Source organism: Rhodococcus sp. AC861 (assembly GCF_979256035.1).
Genome location: NZ_CEEDMW010000004.1, coordinates 114,840 through 131,160, shown reverse-complemented (window position 1 = coordinate 131,160; position 16,321 = coordinate 114,840). Strand labels below are relative to the sequence as shown.

The 16,321-nt window shown below is 68.4% G+C and carries 16 protein-coding genes; 7 read left to right on the top strand and 9 right to left on the bottom strand.

Going from position 1 to position 16,321, the window contains the following annotated elements; all coding sequences use genetic code 11:
* Window positions 1-36: 36 nt before the first annotated feature.
* The 3 genes from AC0IX4_RS14075 to AC0IX4_RS14065 are packed head-to-tail and all read right to left on the bottom strand — an operon-like array spanning window position 37 to window position 3,246.
* Complete coding sequence (locus AC0IX4_RS14075; protein WP_082043216.1) at window positions 37-1,344, bottom strand: citrate synthase; 1,308 nt, start codon at window positions 1,342-1,344, stop codon at window positions 37-39.
* 52 nt (window positions 1,345-1,396) lie between these two features.
* Window positions 1,397-2,323: a carbohydrate kinase family protein gene (locus AC0IX4_RS14070; RefSeq protein ID WP_471829480.1), complete on the bottom strand. Its 927-nt coding sequence runs from the start codon at window positions 2,321-2,323 to the stop codon at window positions 1,397-1,399.
* Complete coding sequence (locus tag AC0IX4_RS14065) at window positions 2,320-3,246, bottom strand: aldose 1-epimerase family protein (protein WP_471829479.1); 927 nt, start codon at window positions 3,244-3,246, stop codon at window positions 2,320-2,322. The genes AC0IX4_RS14070 and AC0IX4_RS14065 overlap by 4 nt, the downstream gene beginning before the upstream one ends.
* 53 nt (window positions 3,247-3,299) lie before the next feature.
* Between AC0IX4_RS14065 and AC0IX4_RS14060 the strand changes: the two genes are divergently transcribed.
* The gene (locus AC0IX4_RS14060) at window positions 3,300-4,046 is read left to right on the top strand and encodes a lysostaphin resistance A-like protein (protein ID WP_471829477.1); all 747 of its coding nucleotides are present in this window, start codon (window positions 3,300-3,302) and stop codon (window positions 4,044-4,046) included.
* Here the strand turns inward: AC0IX4_RS14060 and AC0IX4_RS14055 are convergent.
* Window positions 4,033-4,731, bottom strand: coding sequence for a TetR/AcrR family transcriptional regulator (locus tag AC0IX4_RS14055; protein WP_471829476.1), 699 nt, complete (start codon window positions 4,729-4,731; stop codon window positions 4,033-4,035). The two genes, AC0IX4_RS14060 and AC0IX4_RS14055, sit on opposite strands and share 14 nt — an antisense overlap.
* A 98-nt stretch (window positions 4,732-4,829) precedes the next feature.
* Here AC0IX4_RS14055 and AC0IX4_RS14050 point away from each other — a divergent pair, with 98 nt between their 5' ends.
* A complete protein-coding gene (locus AC0IX4_RS14050; protein WP_471829475.1) occupies window positions 4,830-5,747 on the top strand; it encodes an NAD-dependent epimerase/dehydratase family protein in 918 nt (305 codons plus the stop codon).
* Here the strand turns inward: AC0IX4_RS14050 and AC0IX4_RS14045 are convergent.
* Window positions 5,738-7,000, bottom strand: coding sequence for an MFS transporter (locus AC0IX4_RS14045; RefSeq protein WP_471829474.1), 1,263 nt, complete (start codon window positions 6,998-7,000; stop codon window positions 5,738-5,740). The two genes, AC0IX4_RS14050 and AC0IX4_RS14045, sit on opposite strands and share 10 nt — an antisense overlap.
* Entirely contained in the window at window positions 6,997-7,608 is a 612-nt protein-coding gene (pdxH, locus tag AC0IX4_RS14040) for a pyridoxamine 5'-phosphate oxidase (RefSeq protein WP_471829923.1), read from the bottom strand. Before pdxH ends, AC0IX4_RS14045 begins: the two co-directional genes overlap by 4 nt.
* Before the next feature lie 141 nt (window positions 7,609-7,749).
* On the opposite strand from pdxH, the gene AC0IX4_RS14035 reads away from it, so the two are divergent.
* Window positions 7,750-8,871: a citrate synthase 2 gene (locus AC0IX4_RS14035; RefSeq protein ID WP_471829472.1), complete on the top strand. Its 1,122-nt coding sequence runs from the start codon at window positions 7,750-7,752 to the stop codon at window positions 8,869-8,871.
* A gap of 79 nt (window positions 8,872-8,950) precedes the next feature.
* Here the strand turns inward: AC0IX4_RS14035 and AC0IX4_RS14030 are convergent, their stop codons facing one another.
* On the bottom strand, window positions 8,951-9,979 hold the full coding sequence (locus tag AC0IX4_RS14030; protein ID WP_471829470.1) for a type IV toxin-antitoxin system AbiEi family antitoxin domain-containing protein: 1,029 nt from the start codon (window positions 9,977-9,979) through the stop codon (window positions 8,951-8,953).
* Between the two features lie 102 nt (window positions 9,980-10,081).
* Between AC0IX4_RS14030 and serC the strand changes: the two genes are divergently transcribed.
* The 3 genes from serC (at window position 10,082) to AC0IX4_RS14015 (ending at window position 12,973) form a co-directional block, all read left to right on the top strand.
* Complete coding sequence (gene serC, locus AC0IX4_RS14025; protein ID WP_471829468.1) at window positions 10,082-11,203, top strand: phosphoserine transaminase; 1,122 nt, start codon at window positions 10,082-10,084, stop codon at window positions 11,201-11,203.
* Window positions 11,204-11,332: 129 nt separating this feature from the next.
* Entirely contained in the window at window positions 11,333-12,184 is an 852-nt protein-coding gene (gene sepH, locus AC0IX4_RS14020) for a septation protein SepH (protein WP_042575903.1), read from the top strand.
* A gap of 57 nt (window positions 12,185-12,241) precedes the next feature.
* On the top strand, window positions 12,242-12,973 hold the full coding sequence (locus AC0IX4_RS14015; protein ID WP_471829466.1) for a DUF6928 family protein: 732 nt from the start codon (window positions 12,242-12,244) through the stop codon (window positions 12,971-12,973).
* Here the strand turns inward: AC0IX4_RS14015 and AC0IX4_RS14010 are convergent.
* Window positions 12,967-13,779: a TrmH family RNA methyltransferase gene (locus AC0IX4_RS14010; protein WP_471829465.1), complete on the bottom strand. Its 813-nt coding sequence runs from the start codon at window positions 13,777-13,779 to the stop codon at window positions 12,967-12,969. The genes AC0IX4_RS14015 and AC0IX4_RS14010 overlap by 7 nt on opposite strands.
* Window positions 13,780-13,846: 67 nt before the next feature.
* Here AC0IX4_RS14010 and AC0IX4_RS14005 point away from each other — a divergent pair, with 67 nt between their 5' ends.
* Entirely contained in the window at window positions 13,847-15,061 is a 1,215-nt protein-coding gene (locus tag AC0IX4_RS14005; RefSeq protein ID WP_471829464.1) for a GNAT family N-acetyltransferase, read from the top strand.
* Here AC0IX4_RS14005 and AC0IX4_RS14000 read toward each other — a convergent pair.
* Window positions 15,058-16,320, bottom strand: a complete 1,263-nt coding sequence (locus AC0IX4_RS14000; RefSeq protein ID WP_471829463.1) for an MFS transporter — start codon at window positions 16,318-16,320, stop codon at window positions 15,058-15,060. The two genes, AC0IX4_RS14005 and AC0IX4_RS14000, sit on opposite strands and share 4 nt — an antisense overlap.
* Window position 16,321: the final 1 nt, after the last annotated feature.

Sequence of the window (16,321 nt, the reverse complement as noted above, 5' to 3'; positions counted from 1 at the left end):
GCACCGCGCCGTCCGTATGGTGCGGGAGCCGAGCGATCAGCGGCCGTCGATGCCCTCGTAGCCGCGCTCGGTGTAGCCGGTGTAGATCTGACGGGGCCGACCGATCTTGGCGTTCGGGTCCTGGTGCATCTCCTGCCAGTGCGCGATCCAGCCGGGCAGACGGCCGAGCGCGAACAGCACGGTGAACATGCGCTCCGGGAAGCCCATGGCGCGGTAGATCAGGCCCGTGTAGAAGTCGACGTTCGGGTACAACTTGCGCTCGACGAAGTAGTCGTCGGACAGGGCGACCTCTTCGAGCTTCATCGCGATGTCGAGCAGCTCGTCGTTGGTGCCGAGCTTCTCGAGGATCGAGTGCGCCGTCTTGCGGACGATCGCTGCACGCGGGTCGTAGTTCTTGTAGACGCGGTGTCCGAAGCCCATGAGCTTGACACCGTCCTCCTTGTTCTTGACCCGCTTGAGGAAGTCGGCGCTGTCGCCGCCCTCGCTCTGGATGCGGTAGAGCATCTCGAGCACGGCCTGGTTGGCGCCGCCGTGCAGCGGGCCCCACAGTGCGTTGATACCGCCCGAGATGGACGTGAACAGGTTGGCGTTCGACGAGCCGACCAGGCGCACCGTCGAGGTCGAGCAGTTCTGCTCGTGGTCCGCATGCAGGATGAGCAGCATGTCGAGAGCCTTGATCATCTCCGGATCCGCCTCGTACGGCTCGGCCGGGAAACCGAACGTCATGCGCAGGAAGTTCTCGACGTAGCTCTTCGAGTTGTCCGGGTACAGGAAGGGCTGACCGACCGACTTCTTGTAGGCGTAGGCCGCGATGGTCGGCAGCTTGGCCAGCAGACGAATCGTCGAGAGCTCGACCTGCTCGGGATCGTTCGGGTCCAGCGAGTCCTGGTAGTACGCCGACAGCGCGTTGACCGCGGACGACACGACGGGCATCGGGTGCGCGTTGCGCGGGAAGCCGTCGAAGAAGCGCTTGAGGTCCTCGTGCAGCAGAGTGTGCCGACGGATGCGGTCGGTGAAGTTCTCCAACTCGACCGAGGTGGGCAACTCCCCGTAGATCAGCAGGTAGCTGACCTCGATGAACGACGACTTCTCGGCAAGCTGGTCGATGGGGTATCCGCGGTAGCGCAGGATCCCCTCCGCACCGTCGATGTACGTGATCGCCGACTTGGTGGAGGCCGTGTTGACGAACCCGCCGTCGAGCGTGGTGTACCCGGTGTTCGCGAGCAGTTTGCCCAGCTCGATACCGTCGTTGCCCTCGGTCGCTTTCGCGATGGTCATATCGTGTTCGCCACCGGGATAGATCAGCTTGGCGGTAGCGGCGTTGTCGGCATTCTCAGCGGGCACGAATGGTCCCTCTCGAGCTCGGTGTAACGGAACTTGTGGTGTCTCGATAAAACTAGTCGTCGCCGACCTCGTCCGCCCAGGGAGGGTCCGCACCGGGCCGCGACACGGTGATGGCGGCTGCGCGCGCGGCGAATGACAGAGCCGCAGTCCACTGCTCGCCGGCCAGTCCACGGACGTCTCCGGACGACCGCACGCCCTGCTCCGTCAGGTGGTGCAGGATCGCGCCGTGCACCGTGTCACCTGCACCGATCGTGTCGGCAACATCGACGGAGACTCCCGGAACCGTCGTCTCGCCGTCCGCCGTGACGACGGACAGACCGTCACCACCCCGCGTGACGACGACGGCGGTCACGCCCGCGGCGAGCCAGTCGTCGACGGTCGATCCGCCTACACCCTCGCCCAACCACCCCGCGTCCTCGACCGAGACCTTGAGGATGTCGACGGACGGAAGCCACGACCGGAACCGGGTGCGGTACCCGTCGGCGTCGGTCATCGCCGCCGGACGGATGTTCGGATCGAGCATCGTCAGGACCCCGGCCTCGTGCACGCGGGCGAGGATCGACGCGTAGACACTCGCCCCCGGCTCGTACAGCAGGGACAGCGTGCCGAACGAGGCCGCGGTGATCGAATCGGGAATGTCGACGGGCTCCTGGACGAGTCGGTCCGCGGTGCCGTCGGCATAGAAGGAGTACTCCGCGGCGCCGTTCGCGTCGAGCACCGTCAGGGCGAGCGTGGTGAGCTCCGGTCCACGCTGGAGATGATCGAGCCCGACGTTCGACGCCTCGAGCCACGCCACGAGGTCGCGGCCGAACGGATCGCGGGAAATACGCGAGAGGAATTGCACGTCCGCGCCCAGTCGACCGAGCGCTACCGCGACGTTGAACGGGCCGCCGCCCAGCTTGGGTGTCAGGGTCGGCCCGCCACCGGCCCGGTCCGGCACCAGGTCGACGAGCGCCTCACCGCACACGAGGATGCTCATGCGCTGATCCCCCACTGTCCGGTCCACGTCTCGCCCGGCTGCAGAACGATCAGTCCCACACCGGAATTGAGCGCGTCGGGCGGGCACGTCATGGGTTCGATCGCGAGCGCCCGGCCGCGGTCCGGGTACGCCTGATCGTGGTCGGGGTCGGCCGTGAACACCTGCACCCACGGGAAGTTCGCATCGGTCCACAGCACGGTAGCCGCGCTGTCCGGCGGCGTCAGATACTGCCGCGCGATGCCGTCCGCGTCGGGCACGAGCGCGCTGAAGGGAGTGTCGAGCCACACCCCGGACAAGCTCCGCGCCTCGGCGAAGTCGAGGTCCGTGCCCTTGACGGGCACGGGGCCGCCGCTGGGCAGGTTGCGTTCCGAGTCGAGCGGCAAGCGCACACCCGCCGAGAGTCGCAGCGTGCACTCGTCGAGAGGAGCGTCGCCCGCGCGGACGAAGGAGTGGACGCCCATGCCGAACGGCGCCGCGCGATCCCCGATGTTCGTCGCCGTGTGAGTGACGGTCAGACCGTCGTCACCGAGGCTGTGACGAGCGGTCAGACGGAGTGCGAACGGCCATCCCTGTTCGCCGCCGATGTCGATGGCGTGGGCGATCGACGAGGCGGACCGCTCGGCGACGTCCCATTCGCGCCGACGGACCAGCCCGTGGCTCGCATTGTTCCTGGCAGGCTCGGTGATCTCGAGCTGATGCGTCTCGCCGTCGAAGGTGAATCGGCCGTCGCGGGTGCGGTTGGGCCACGGCGCCAGCACTAGTCCCGCCGACAACGGGGGTTTCACGCCTGCGTCCCACGTCTCGGTGAGCCGCCGGCCGGCGTGCTCGAGGGCACGCAGACCCGCACCGGTGGCGGCGACGTCAGCGCGATACGCACCGTGGCGCAGCGAGTGGGACAGGGCGGATGGCGCGTCGTCGACCATGTCAGCACGCTACCGCCCCGGTATGTCGCGTCGTCCTCTGTACGGTGGATCGGGTGTCCACAGTCGCCGTCGCCACCGAACCGGTGGCACCCCGCCGCTGGGTCGACAGGACCCTCGTCGACATCGTCGTGGTCGTCGCGGCCCTGGTGGTCTTCAACCTGACCGCGCACTTCGCGCCGACCCCCATCGCGGTCGCCGCGGTGCCGGTCGGCGCCCTGCTGCTGCTCGCCTTCGCCCGTGCGCGCGGCCTCCAGTGGAGCGACCTGGGACTGAGCAACGTCGGACGCGGAGCCCGTCACGGCGCCGCCGCGGCGGGCATCACGCTTCTCGTCGTCGCCATCGCCGCGTCGATACCGCTGACGCAGAGCGCCTTCCTCAACGAGCGGTACGGCGTCAACGTCGGCGCCACGCTGTTTGCGGCCCTGGTCATCATTCCGCTCCAGACAGTCGTTCCCGAGGAGCTCGCGTTCCGCGGCGTCCTGCACGCGAAATTGTCGCGGCGCTTCGGCATTCGTGCGGTCGCCGCCATCGGTTCGCTGCTCTTCGGCCTGTGGCACGTGGCGTCGTCACTCGGCCTGACGGTGGGCAACGACGGCTTCTCCGCCGTGCTGGGAACCGGCCTCTTCGGTCAGATCATCGGGGTGTGCGGCGCCGTCGCCGGGACCACCCTGGCCGGCTTCGTCTTCACCTGGCTACGCCATCGTGGCGGCAGCATCATCGCCCCCATCGGGCTGCACTGGGCGCTCAACGGCGCCGGCGCGCTGGCCGCACTCGCGGTGTGGCACCTCACCTTTCACTGAGACCGAGCGACGCCGCCAGATCCCGCACGATGTCGGCGTAGAACGCGCCGGTGTCCTCGGTGACGCCGACCAGGTGGCCGAAGCGCTCGAACGACACGGCGCCGAACACGGTGATCCACGCGGACAAGGTGCGGGCCACCAGGTCGTCCGTCATCACGCCACTCACGTCCTCCCCGCGGGTCTCGCGGAAGTGCTGCACGACGAAGTCGCGCGCCGGCGAATAGAGGCCGGGCTCGATGGTCGTCGGCGGCTCCGATCGGTAGGCATCGACGACGATGCTCACCATCACGAGGGTGGGCCGGGTGGCGGGAACCACCGTCGTCCGGGGAGCGCGGTAGCCGGGCACGGGTGAGCCGTACAGCAGCGCGTACTCGTGGGGGTGCGCCGCGGCCCAGGACCGCAATGCGTCACACACCGCCACCCAGCGGTCGACAGGCTTCCCGCCCCGCGGATCCGCGTCTTCGAGAGCGGCGCCGACCTCGTCGTAGCACTGCACGATCAACGCGGTGAGCAGGTCGTCCCGGCTCGCCACGTAGCGGTAGACGGCCGAGGACACCATGCCGATCTCCCGCGCCACCGCCCGCAGCGACAGCGACGCGGGACCGACCTCGGCGAGCTGTGTCCGTGCGGCGCTCAGGATCGCGGCCATCGTCTCCGTGCGTGCGGTTTCGCGGGGCGTGGGCATGCCTCCACAGTAACCGAGAGCACCGCTCTTGACTTTCGAGAGCGGTGCTCTCATAGTTAAGGCGAGAGCGGTGCTCTCCACTACGGAAGGTGTTTCCCATGTCCGATCGTCACGTCGTCGTCGGGGCCGGCCCCGTCGGTACCCACGTCGCCCGCCTCCTCGCCGACCGCGGCTCCGAGGTCGTCCTCGTCTCCCGCCGAGGCACCGCCGTCCCGGGTGTCACGGCCGCCGCCGCGGATGCTTCCGACGCCGACGCTCTCAGCGCGCTCACCGAGGGCGCCCGTGCGCTGTACAACTGCGCGAACCCCAGCGACTACACACAGTGGCATCAGGTGTGGCCGCCGTTGGCGCGGTCGCTGCGCACCGCCGCCGAGCGGACGGGCGCCGTCCTGGCGGTCACCGGCACGCTGTACCCGTACGGGCCCGTCGCCGACGGTGTCATGCGCGAGGGAAGGCCCGACGCCGCCACCGACCACAAGGGAATGCTGCGGGCCCAGATGTGGCGCGACCTCGCCGACGCGCACCGCGCCGGAACTCTGCGGGCAGTCGAGGTACGCGGTTCGGACTACATGGGAACGGGAGTGGGCGCGAACGGCCACGTCACGCGTCTCCTCCCCGCCGCGCTCGACGGCAAGGCCGTCTGGGCGATCGATGCAGCCGACGTGCCGCACTCGTTCACCGACGTCCTCGACGAAGCGCGAGCGCTGATCGCCGCCGTCGACACCCCCGAATCGTGGGGACAGGTGTGGCACGCGCCGACCAATCCCGCTGTGACACTGCGACAAGCGATCACCGACACACTCGCGGCCGTGGGCAGACCGCCGGTGCCCGTACGCGTCGTACCCCGGCTGATCACGCGGGCTGCGGGTCTCGCCGTACCGATGCTGCGGGAGCTGAACCAGCTGTCCTACCAGCGCACCGCGCCCTACGTCCTCGAGTCGACGCGGTCACAGCAGATGCTGGGTATCGAGCCCACGCCCTGGGCGGAGGTGTGCCGCCGCACCGCTCAGGTCTGAGCGGTGACGCGGTATTTCACGAACGCCGGGATCGCGAGGGCTGCGATCATCACCCCGACGATCACCAGCACACCCCCTCCGGCCGCCGCCGCGGCAGTGCCCACCATGAAGGCGGCCGCACCGTGCAGGACGTCGCCGACGCGCGGGCCGCCCGCGACCACGACGATGAAGACGCCCTGCAACCTGCCCCGCATGTCGTCGGTGGCGACGGATTGCAGCATCGAGCTCCGGAACGCGGCGGAGATCATGTCGGCGCCACCGCCGATCGCCAGGAAGCCCAACGCCATGTACAGCGCCCACCCCCGCTGGCCGACGGTCGCGAGCGCCACGGAGACACCGAACCCGATCATCGCGCCGCCCCACACCACGATGCACGCGATCACGGCGACACCCTGACGCCGCACCCGCGGCAACCAGCCCGAGAACACGCCTCCCAGCACCGCGCCCGCCGACAGCGACGCGAACAGCAGACCGAGGACGAGTCCACCCTCGGCCGGGTCACCGAACGTCTCGGTGGCCACCTCCGGGAACAGGGCGCGCGGCATCCCGAACACCATCGCGATGATGTCGACGACGAACGAGGCCAGCAACACCTTCTGCGTCGCCAGGTAGGCGAACCCTTGGAAGACCTCCCGCAGACCCGCGCGTCGAGAGTCCCCCGTCGGTGGAATCTTCGGCAGTCGCGCGACTGCCCACAGCGTGACCGACAGCGCGATGGTGTCGAGCAGATACAGCGTCGGCAAACCGAAAGCGGGAATCAATGCGCCGGCGAGCATCGGGCCCGCGATGGCACCGAAATTGAACACCGTCATGTTCAGCGAATTCGCAGCGGGCAACTGCCGCACCGGAATCAGGCGCGGAATGATGGCGCTGCGCGTCGGCTGATTCACCGCGAAGAAGCCCTGCTGCACGGCGAGCAGCACCAACACGATCCACACGTTGTTCAGCCCGAGGTGCGCCTGCAGCCACAGCATGAACGACGTCGCGCCGATCCCCACCGTGGTGATCATCAGCAGGGTGCGCCGATCCATCACGTCGGCCAACGCCCCGCCCCACAGCCCGAACACGACGAGAGGAACCAACGCGAAAGCACCCGCGAGTCCCACGTACGCCGAACTCGACGTGATCTGGAAGATCTGTTGCGGCACAGCGACGACAGAGAGCTGGGCACCGATGACCGTGACGACGCCCGACGCCCACAGGCGTCGATAATCGGGGTTCTGGAGAGGAGTGGTGTCGGCGAGGAGTTTCACGGTTGCAGACGTTCGACGCCGGACGCCGTGACCACCAGCCTGTTGTGCAGACGGTTGTTCCGGCCCTGCCAGAACTCGACGGACTCGGGTGCGATGCGGAGCCCGCCCCAGTTCGGAGGCACCGGCACGTCCTGGTTCTCGAACCTGTCCGTCACGTCGGCAAGTTGCCGTTCCAGATCCTGGCGCGATCCGATGGGGCTCGACTGCTGCGACGCCCACGCACCGAGCTGCGACCCCCGCGGCCGGGTGGCCCAGTAGGCAGCCGTCTCATCGGCGCTCACCCGCGTGACCGGACCGCGCACCGTGAGTTGGCGCTGGATGCCGATCCACGGGAACGTCGCCGATGCGAAGGGCGTCGACTGGAGATGGCGGGCCTTCGCGGATCCGTAATTGGTGAAGAACACGACGCCGTCGGTCGAGATCTCCTTGCAGAGCACCGTTCGAGTGGCCGGTCGCCCCTGCGCGTCGACGGTGCCGAGCGTGAGGGCATTCGGTTCCGGCAGACGCGCGTCGATCGCCTGCTGCAACCACACGCGGGCGAGCGCGAGCCAGCCGCCGGCGAGGTCGCTCTCCTCGAGATCGTCGTCCCCGCCATACGCCACCCGCATATCCGCCAGGTCGATGTTCTCGGTCACCGCGCAGACGCTACTCCCGAGTTTTCCGGGTGCCACCCGTACCCACTATGGTGCGATGACATGCCGGTCCGGCCATGGACGAGGACCGCGCGGACACAGGGAACGAGGGATCAGATGGCCCAGAACACCGTCGTACCGGAGGGCTTCGTCGCCGGGCTCGAAGGGGTTGTCGCGTTCACCACCGACATCGCCGAACCCGACAAGGACGGCGGCGCCCTGCGCTACCGCGGCGTCGACATCGAGGACCTCGTCGGCAAGGGCGTCACCTTCGGCAACGTGTGGGCGCTGCTCGTCGACGGACGCTTCGGCCCCGGCCTGCCGCCGGCCGAGCCGTTCCCCCTCCCCATCCACACCGGCGACGTCCGCGTCGACGTACAGGCCGGACTCGCGATGCTCGCCCCCATCTGGGGGTACGAGCCACTCCTGGACATCGACGACGACACCGCCCGCGAACACCTCGCCCGCGCCTCCGTGATGGCACTGTCCTACGTCGCCCAGTCCGCGCGAGGGATCTACCAACCGGCCGTCCCCCAGGCGCGGATCGACCAGTGCTCCACTGTCACAGAACGATTCATGACCCGATGGAAGGGCGACCCGGACCCCGCCCACACCGAGGCCATCGACGCCTACTGGGTCTCCGCCGCCGAACACGGCATGAACGCCTCCACCTTCACCGCCCGCGTCATCGCCTCCACCGGAGCCGACGTCGCCGCCGCCCTCTCCGGAGCCATCGGCGCCATGTCCGGCCCCCTGCACGGCGGCGCACCCGCCCGCGTCCTCCCCATGATCGAGGAAGTCGAGAAGTCCGGCGACGCACGGGCACTGGTCAAGGGCATCCTCGACCGGAAAGAAAAGCTCATGGGCTTCGGGCACCGCGTCTACCGCGCCGAGGACCCCCGCGCCCGCGTCCTGCGCGCCACCGCCCAGCGCCTGAACGCACCGCGCTTCGAGGTCGCCGCCGCCCTCGAACAAGCCGCACTGACCGAACTCCGCGAACGCCGCCCCGACCGCGCCATCGAGACCAACGTCGAGTTCTGGGCCGCCGTCATCCTCGACTTCGCCGAAGTTCCCGCGCACATGATGCCCGCCATGTTCACCTGCGGCCGCACCGCCGGCTGGTGCGCACACATCCTCGAACAGAAGCGCCTCGGCAAGCTCGTGCGCCCCGCCGCCATCTACACCGGCCCCGACCCCCGCTCCCCCGAGAGCGTGGAGGGGTGGAACACGATCGCGTGAGGTAGGTGGGGGTCGGTGGCGCACCCCGATTCGTCTGGCGCACCCCCTATCGGGAGTGCGCCACACGAACGGCGGTGCATCAACGACGACCAGTACACGGCGTGGGCATCGTCGCCGCAATGTCGAAGGCCCGGCGCAGCCGACGCCCGACGACGTCAGGCGTCGCCAACTCGGACCACACCCAGCGCACCACCATCCACCCGTATGATCGGAACTCGTCTTCCCGTCGCTTCTCGGCGAAGGCGACCCGACTCGGACTGCTCCCCTTCAGCACCAGGGACGAGTACTTCACGAAGCCGTCGAACTCCCCGATCACACCCTGCCGGTCGAACAGGAAGTCCGGACGTCCGATGAGCCGCCCCGCGGGATCGAGCACAGAGATCTGCAACTCCGGAGCAGGCATACCGAGGGCTCTCAGCATCACCCGACTCCTGGATTCGCCGACACTCTCGCTCCGTGGGTCGAGGAAGTCGACGACCCGGCGCGCGGAGGTCCCACCACGGGTGGGAGCCGAGTCCAGGCACGCTCGGATCGCCTCGATAGTCGTCGACCCCGAGTTCAGCGCGGAGTCCCCCACGCAGACCGCCGCCTCGAAGTCGAGAGTGCGGCTGAGGTCGGCGATGGTTCGAGCGGCGCTCGTCACCTGGAGACCGTCGACCGACACCACGTCGTCGGCTGGGAGCGGCCCGACGTGCACATGCCTCCGCGTGGTGATCCTGCCGCCCGCCGCACGATCGATTGTCACATGCACCAGCGTCAGATCGGGTTCCCACAGGGAGAAGCCGTGCACGAGAGCAGCCGACTGGTGGCTGACGACACCGGCCGACACCGAGGCTGCACGAACACTGTGCAGATGTCGGACGTCGGCAGACGAGCCCTCGAGAACAGAGCGCGCGACGTACACGCCCGGGCGCACCGTCGACAGGACGCCGCGTGCAACAGCACGCCGGATCTGGTTGTCGGTCATTCCGCACGCGAGCAACCGGGCACGCGTCCATGTCTCCTCGCCGAAGTTCACCCGTCGAGCGTGATCGGTGAACCCGGCACGGTCCACGACCACGTCGAGCCCGGGGACGGCGCTCCACAGTTCGCGTGATGCTCTTGACATCGGGGGTGCACGTGACCGAACGGGGTGCACGACCCTCCTCACCGCTGCACTACCCTGATCTCGCCGGTAACGCCCACACGAAACTAAGGACGCGAACCCCGTATGGCCGAGAACCTGACCATTCCTTCCGACCTCAAGCCCGGTGACGGACGCTTCGGGTGCGGTCCGTCGAAGGTTCGGCCCGAGCAGCTGCAGTCCCTGGTGGACGTGGGTGCCTCGGTGTTCGGCACCAGCCATCGCCAGAAGCCGGTGAAGGACGTGGTGGGACGGGTGCGCGACGGGTTGCGCGAGCTGTTCACCATTCCCGACGGCTACGAGGTCGTGCTGGGCAACGGTGGCACCACTGCCTTCTGGGATGCCGCGGCGTTCGGCCTGATCAAGGAGAAGTCGCTGCATCTCACCAACGGTGAGTTCAGCTCGAAGTTCGCGTCGGTGGCCAAGGCGAACCCGTTCATCGGTGACCCGATCGTCGTCTCCGCGGAGCCGGGCAGCGCCCCGGAGCCCACGTCCGATCCGTCGGTGGACCTGATCGGGTGGGCTCACAACGAGACCTCGACGGGTGTCGCCATTCCCGTGTCGCGCCCGGCGGGCTCGGAAAACGCCCTCATCGCGATCGACGCGACCTCGGGCGCCGGCGGACTGCCCGTGAACGTGGCGGATTCGGATGTCTACTACTTCGCTCCGCAGAAGAACTTTGCTGCGGACGGCGGCCTGTGGGTCGCGCTGATGAGCCCCGCTGCCCTGGCCCGTGTCGACGAGATCGCGGCGAGCAAGCGTTGGGTTCCCGATTTCCTGTCGCTGCCCATCGCGATCGACAACAGCAGCAAGAACCAGACGTACAACACCCCCGCGGTGGCGACGCTCCTGCTGTTCGCGGATCAGATCGAGTGGCTGAACGGCAAGGGTGGTCTGGACTGGGCGACCTCACGGACCGCCGACTCGTCGTCTCGTCTGTACGACTGGGCCGAGAAGTCGGAGTTCGCGACGCCGTTCGTCACGGATACGAAGCACCGCTCGCAGGTTGTCGGCACCATCGACTTCGACGAGAAGGTCGACGCTGCGGCCGTCGCGAAGACGTTGCGCGCCAACGGCATCGTCGATACCGAGCCGTACCGCAAGCTCGGCCGCAACCAGCTGCGCGTCGGCATGTTCCCCGCCGTGGAGCCCGACGACGTCACGGCCCTGACGGCATGCATCGACCATGTGGTCGAGCACCTCGCCTGACCCGCACTGCGTGTCCCCCCGACTGCTGCACTGTGGTGCATTACAGTCGGGGGAGGCACCGAAGCCGGCCTCGCGCTCGATCTTCGAGCACCCGGGAGCCGGAGCCCTTCGCGACGCAAAGGAGTGATCGTGCGAGAGATCCACGTGATCGGCCTGGCGTCCGACGGTAAGAACATCGTCTGTGCCGATTCCTCCGGCGAGAAGTTCCGTCTGCCGGCCGACGAGAAGTTGCGTGCCGCCGCCCGTGGCGACGTCGCGCGACTCGGACAGATCGAGATCGAGATGGACTCTCTGATGCGACCGCGCGAAATTCAGGCGCGTATCCGATCCGGCGCCTCCATCGAGCAGGTGGCCAAGGAGTCGGGAATGCCGGCGAGCAAGGTGGAGCGCTACGCCCACCCCGTGTTGCTGGAGCGTTCTCGCGCTGCCGAACTGGCGCAGCAGGGCCACCCCCTGCGTGCCGACGGTCCCGCCGTCCTGACGCTCGTGGAGATCGTGGGCCTGGCGTTCCGCGGCCGCGGCCATTCGATGGACCTCGCCGAGTGGGATGCCTGGCGCGACGAGGACAACCACTGGATCGCCCAGCTGACCTGGCCTGCGGGTCGCACGACGAACACCGCGCACTGGCGTTTCCAGCCGGATGCGCACGGTGGCAGCGTCACTCCGCTGGACGATGCGGCGTCGGAACTGATCGACCCGGACTTCGGTCGGCAGCTGCGCGGTCTCGCTCCCGTCGCGGTCGCGGCGGATCAGGACGCGCCGTCACAGCAGACTCTGGACGACTACTACGGCGTCGAATCCGACAACGAGCAGCCCGCGGCCGAGGCCCCGGAGACGCCGACCGACGAGGCACCGACCGACACCGAGACCGTCCAGCCGAAGCCCGCACCGTCGCATCCCAGCACGAAGGACAAACGGGGCAAGCCCGCCATGCCGTCGTGGGAGGATGTCTTGCTGGGAGTTCGCAGCAACGGCCGATAGGGCAGTTCGACCACGACAGTGACCGTCTGGAACCGGACGACGAGAGAGGGGCGCCCGGTGGGGGTGGGTACAGCAGCGTTGTGGTTCGTCGATGCACCGGATCCGGTGGCCGTGTTGCGGTCCGGAGTCCAGTCCGATGTCGACGCCGCGTCGGCTCTCGCCAGAAAGCTCCACCCCGGTCTGGAACCGACCCTCGTCGGCATGGCTCCGCTGACGGCGTTCGCCGTCGCCGCCGAACCCGACCGTGTGCTGATCGGCTGCTACCCCGGCATCACCGTCGTCTGTGCGTCCGAGCCCGCGGCGGTCCGGCCGTCCACCCTCGCGGAGAACTGGACCACGCTGGTGGCCGCGAAGCACACCCTCCTGGTCGCGTCCGAACGTGAACATGCGTGGGGTGCGTTCGCGGAGTGGGACTCCGGGAACCTGAAGCGCTCGTTCAGCGCCGGCCCGACCTACATCCACGAGGACGAGGGTCTGCCCTTCCCGTGGGAGCGGCCGTTCTGGTCGGGCGAGCATCCGCTGCAGTTCGACGGGGAGAATTATCCCGATCCGCAGGCGCTGCCGTTCCACCCGCAGGAATTCGCCGACGCCGCGAGTGCCCACTGGCTGGGCGTGCGCATGATCGGCGGTGCACGGGACGGCGACACCGATCCGGCGTCGGTTCTGTTGTGCGACTTCTCGATGCGAGATCCGAACGCGGCTCCCCCTCCCGACTCACGGCCACCCGTCGAGTCGGACCGGCCGGACGAGTCGAAGAAGAAGCGCGGGCTTTTCCGACGCCGTCAGTGACTCGACCCCAGGCGCACACGCTCGTAGAACGCCATGGCTGCTGCGGTGGCGACGTTCAGCGAATCGGTTCCCGGGGCCATGGGTATGCGCGCTCGAACGTCGGTGGCGCGCATGGCATGTTCGGTCAGCCCCGGACCCTCGGCGCCCAGGAGCAGCGCCACCTTCTCCCCCGTCATCGCGTCGGCGAGCGGTGTGGCGGACGGGTTCGGCGTCAAGGACACCAGCTGGAACCCGTTGTCACGCAGCACCGACAGGCCGCGGGGCCAGTCGGGGACGGTAGCGAACGGCACCCGGAGAACATGGCCCATCGACACGCGCACCGAGCGTCGGTACAGCGGGTCGGCGCACGCTCCCCCGAACAACACCGCGTCCGCGCCCAACCCGGCGGCGTTACGGAACATCGATCCCAGGTTCTCGTGGTCGTTGACGCCCTCCAGGATGGCGACGGTGCGGGCGTCGGCCACGACGTCCGCGAGGTCGAGCGGCGGAGGTCGGTGCGCTGCCGCGAGCACACCTCGGTTGAGGTGGAACCCGATGACCTCGGCCATCACCTCGGCGCTCGCGCGGTAGAAGGGCACGTCGACGTCCACCAGATCGTCGGCGAGCTCGCCGAGCCGTCGGTCCACCCCGAGGAATGCGTGCGGTTCGAACCGTGAGGTGACGAGGCGCTGCACCACCAGCACGCCCTCCGCGATGACCAGACCCTTGCCCTCCGGCAGGTCGGGGCGGCGATCCGAGGAGTTCAAGTCCCGGAAATCGTCGAGTCGGGAATCTTCGGGGTCGGTGATGTCGACGACGTGTACCACCGGCCCATCATCGCAGGGTCGGACATCGCGTCGGCAAGGACGGTACGGCCCGATAAGCTCACCATCGATGACTACCGACGACACGATCACCATCCGCACCGCCACCGAGGACGACTGGGACGCCATCGCCCTCCTGGATGCTCATGCGTTCGGCGAGCACCAGAACAGCGACGACATGGCCGAGACGAAGCTGCTGACGGCGTCGTCGGAGATCTACCTCGCGTGCGACGGGGACCTCCCTGTCGGCGTCACCATGCATTTCCCGATGGACGTGACGGTGCCCGGCGGCGCGACTCTGCCTGCCACGGGTGTGTCCTGGGTGTCGGTCGCTCCGACCCATCGCCGACGCGGGATCCTCCGCCGCATGTTCACCGCTCAGCACGAGCGCTTCGAGGCCGCCGGCAAGCCGCTGTCCGTCCTGACGGCGAGCGAGGCGACCATCTACGAGCGATTCGGGTACGGAGCAGCGACACAGGGCGTCGACTACACGATCGACCGCCGCTTCACGGCCTTCCGCAAGGAGTTGCCGCCGCCGCGCGGCGCGCGCCTGGTCACGTCGGAGGAGGCCCGCACACTGCTGCCCGACATCTACAGCCGCTGGCAGCGTCAGACCGCCGGTGCCCAACCGATGCCCCAGACCCGGTGGCACCGATTCTTCGCCGACCGCAAGAATTCCCGCGGCGGCTTCTCCAAGCTGTTCTTCATCGTGCACCCGGACGGGTACATCGCCTTCCGCCGCGGCTACCGCGTCGGGACCGCGGGTGCGCAGGAGGCCCGCATCGTCGACATCATCGCCGCGACGGACGAGGCGCGCTCGGACCTGTGGCAGGTGATGTGCGGCATCGACCTGGTGGAGACCATCGAGGTGACCCTGCCCGTCGGCGATCCGCTGCTGACGTTGCTCACCGACCGCCGTGTCCCCGCCGTCACGGGTGTCAAGGACGGCCTGTGGGTCCGACTCATGGACGTTCCCGCAGCCCTGTCCGCGCGCACGTACGCGATCGACACCGATCTCACCATCGGCGTCGAGGACCCGTTCCTGAACGCCGGTGGTGCGTTCCGCTTCGTCTCCCGCGACGGCCACGCGGAGGTGACCCGCACGGACGCCGATCCGGACGTCACGGTGTCGTCGTCGGTGCTCGGCAGCATGTACCTGGGCGCGCACCGGGCGCGTCAGTTCGCCGCTGCGGGACGCGTCGCCGCGACGTCGGAGAAGGCGCTGCACGAGTTCGACCTCGTCTTCGGTACGCCGAGTCAGCCGCAGATCGGCTGGCACTTCTAGACGCTCGCCCCGACCGTCTCGTCGATGCGGTCCACGTGCGTGCGCCGCACCACGAGGGCCGCTCCGAGGCCGGCGAGCAGTGAGACGACGCCGCCCACCACCAACGGTGCGCGCGGATCCACGACATCGGCGATCCACCCGAGCAGTGGGCTGCCCAGCGGTGTGCCGCCCAGGAAGCACAGCATGTAGATCCCCATGACGCGTCCGCGCATGTCCGAGGGCACCGACGCCTGGAGAATGTTCATGGCCACTGTGCTGAAGGTCAGTTGCACTGCACCGGCGGGGATCAGCATGACGGCGACGGCCCAGAACGCGGGCATCAGCCCGGCGAGCGTCTCGAAGACGCCGAAGGCGATGGCGGACAGCACGAACAGCCGGATTCCGGGCGTCCCGCGTCGCCGTGCGGCCAACGTCGCACCGAACATCGTGCCGACCGCGAGCACCGTCGACAACAAACCGTAGGCGTCGGCACCCTTGTCGAAGGTGTTGCGCGCGATGACCGACAGACTGAGCGGGAAGTTGATACCGAACGTCGAGACGACCACCACCGTGCCGAGGATGACGCACAGGTCGGGCCGTCCGGCGACGTACCGGAATCCCTCCCGCACCTGACCTTTCCGACGCGGTGCTCGTTCGACGCGGAACAACTCGTCGGGTCGCATGATCTTCAGTGCGAAGAAGACGGCGACGAACGACGCGGCGTTGACCAGGAAGACCCAGCCCGTACCCACCAGGGTGATCCCGACCCCGGCGATGGCCGGCCCGATGATGCGGGCCAGGTTGAAGGTCATCGAGTTCAGCCCGATGGCGTTGGGGAGGCGTTCCGGTCCGACCATCTCGATGGTGAAGGATTGTCGCACCGGAGCGTCGATCGCGGACGAGCATCCCAGCAGCAGCGCGAGGATGTAGACGTGCCAGAGTTCGACGAACCCGCCGACGTCCAGCAGGCCCAGCACCAGTCCGAAGAGCGCCGCAGCAGCCTGGGTGGCCATCAGCAGACGACGCTTGTCGTAGCGGTCGGCAAGGACCCCGCCCCACACCGACAGCACGAGCGTGGGTCCGAACTGCAGCGCCATGACGATGCCCACGGCGAAACCGTTGCCACCGGACAGCTCCAGGACCAACCAGTCCTGCGCGATCCGCTGCATCCAGGTGCCGATCAGGGAGACGATCTGCCCCGACGCCCACAGTCGGTAATTACGGGAGTGGAGCGCATCGAAGAGCGACGGACCGCCCGACTGTCGATGAAGTAGTTGCACG

Excerpts from the sequence above, each read along its gene's own strand:
- AC0IX4_RS14070 (WP_471829480.1), bottom strand. The coding sequence starts at position 2,323 with ATGAGCATCCTCGTGTGCGGTGAGGCGCTCGTCGACCTGGTGCCGGAC.
- AC0IX4_RS14065 (WP_471829479.1), bottom strand. The coding sequence starts at position 3,246 with ATGGTCGACGACGCGCCATCCGCCCTGTCCCACTCGCTGCGCCACGGT.
- AC0IX4_RS14055 (WP_471829476.1), bottom strand. The coding sequence starts at position 4,731 with ATGCCCACGCCCCGCGAAACCGCACGCACGGAGACGATGGCCGCGATC.
- AC0IX4_RS14050 (WP_471829475.1), top strand. The coding sequence starts at position 4,830 with ATGTCCGATCGTCACGTCGTCGTCGGGGCCGGCCCCGTCGGTACCCAC.
- pdxH (WP_471829923.1), bottom strand. The coding sequence starts at position 7,608 with ATGCGGGTGGCGTATGGCGGGGACGACGATCTCGAGGAGAGCGACCTC.
- AC0IX4_RS14035 (WP_471829472.1), top strand. The coding sequence starts at position 7,750 with ATGGCCCAGAACACCGTCGTACCGGAGGGCTTCGTCGCCGGGCTCGAA.
- AC0IX4_RS14030 (WP_471829470.1), bottom strand. The coding sequence starts at position 9,979 with ATGTCAAGAGCATCACGCGAACTGTGGAGCGCCGTCCCCGGGCTCGAC.
- serC (WP_471829468.1), top strand. The coding sequence starts at position 10,082 with ATGGCCGAGAACCTGACCATTCCTTCCGACCTCAAGCCCGGTGACGGA.
- AC0IX4_RS14005 (WP_471829464.1), top strand. The coding sequence starts at position 13,847 with ATGACTACCGACGACACGATCACCATCCGCACCGCCACCGAGGACGAC.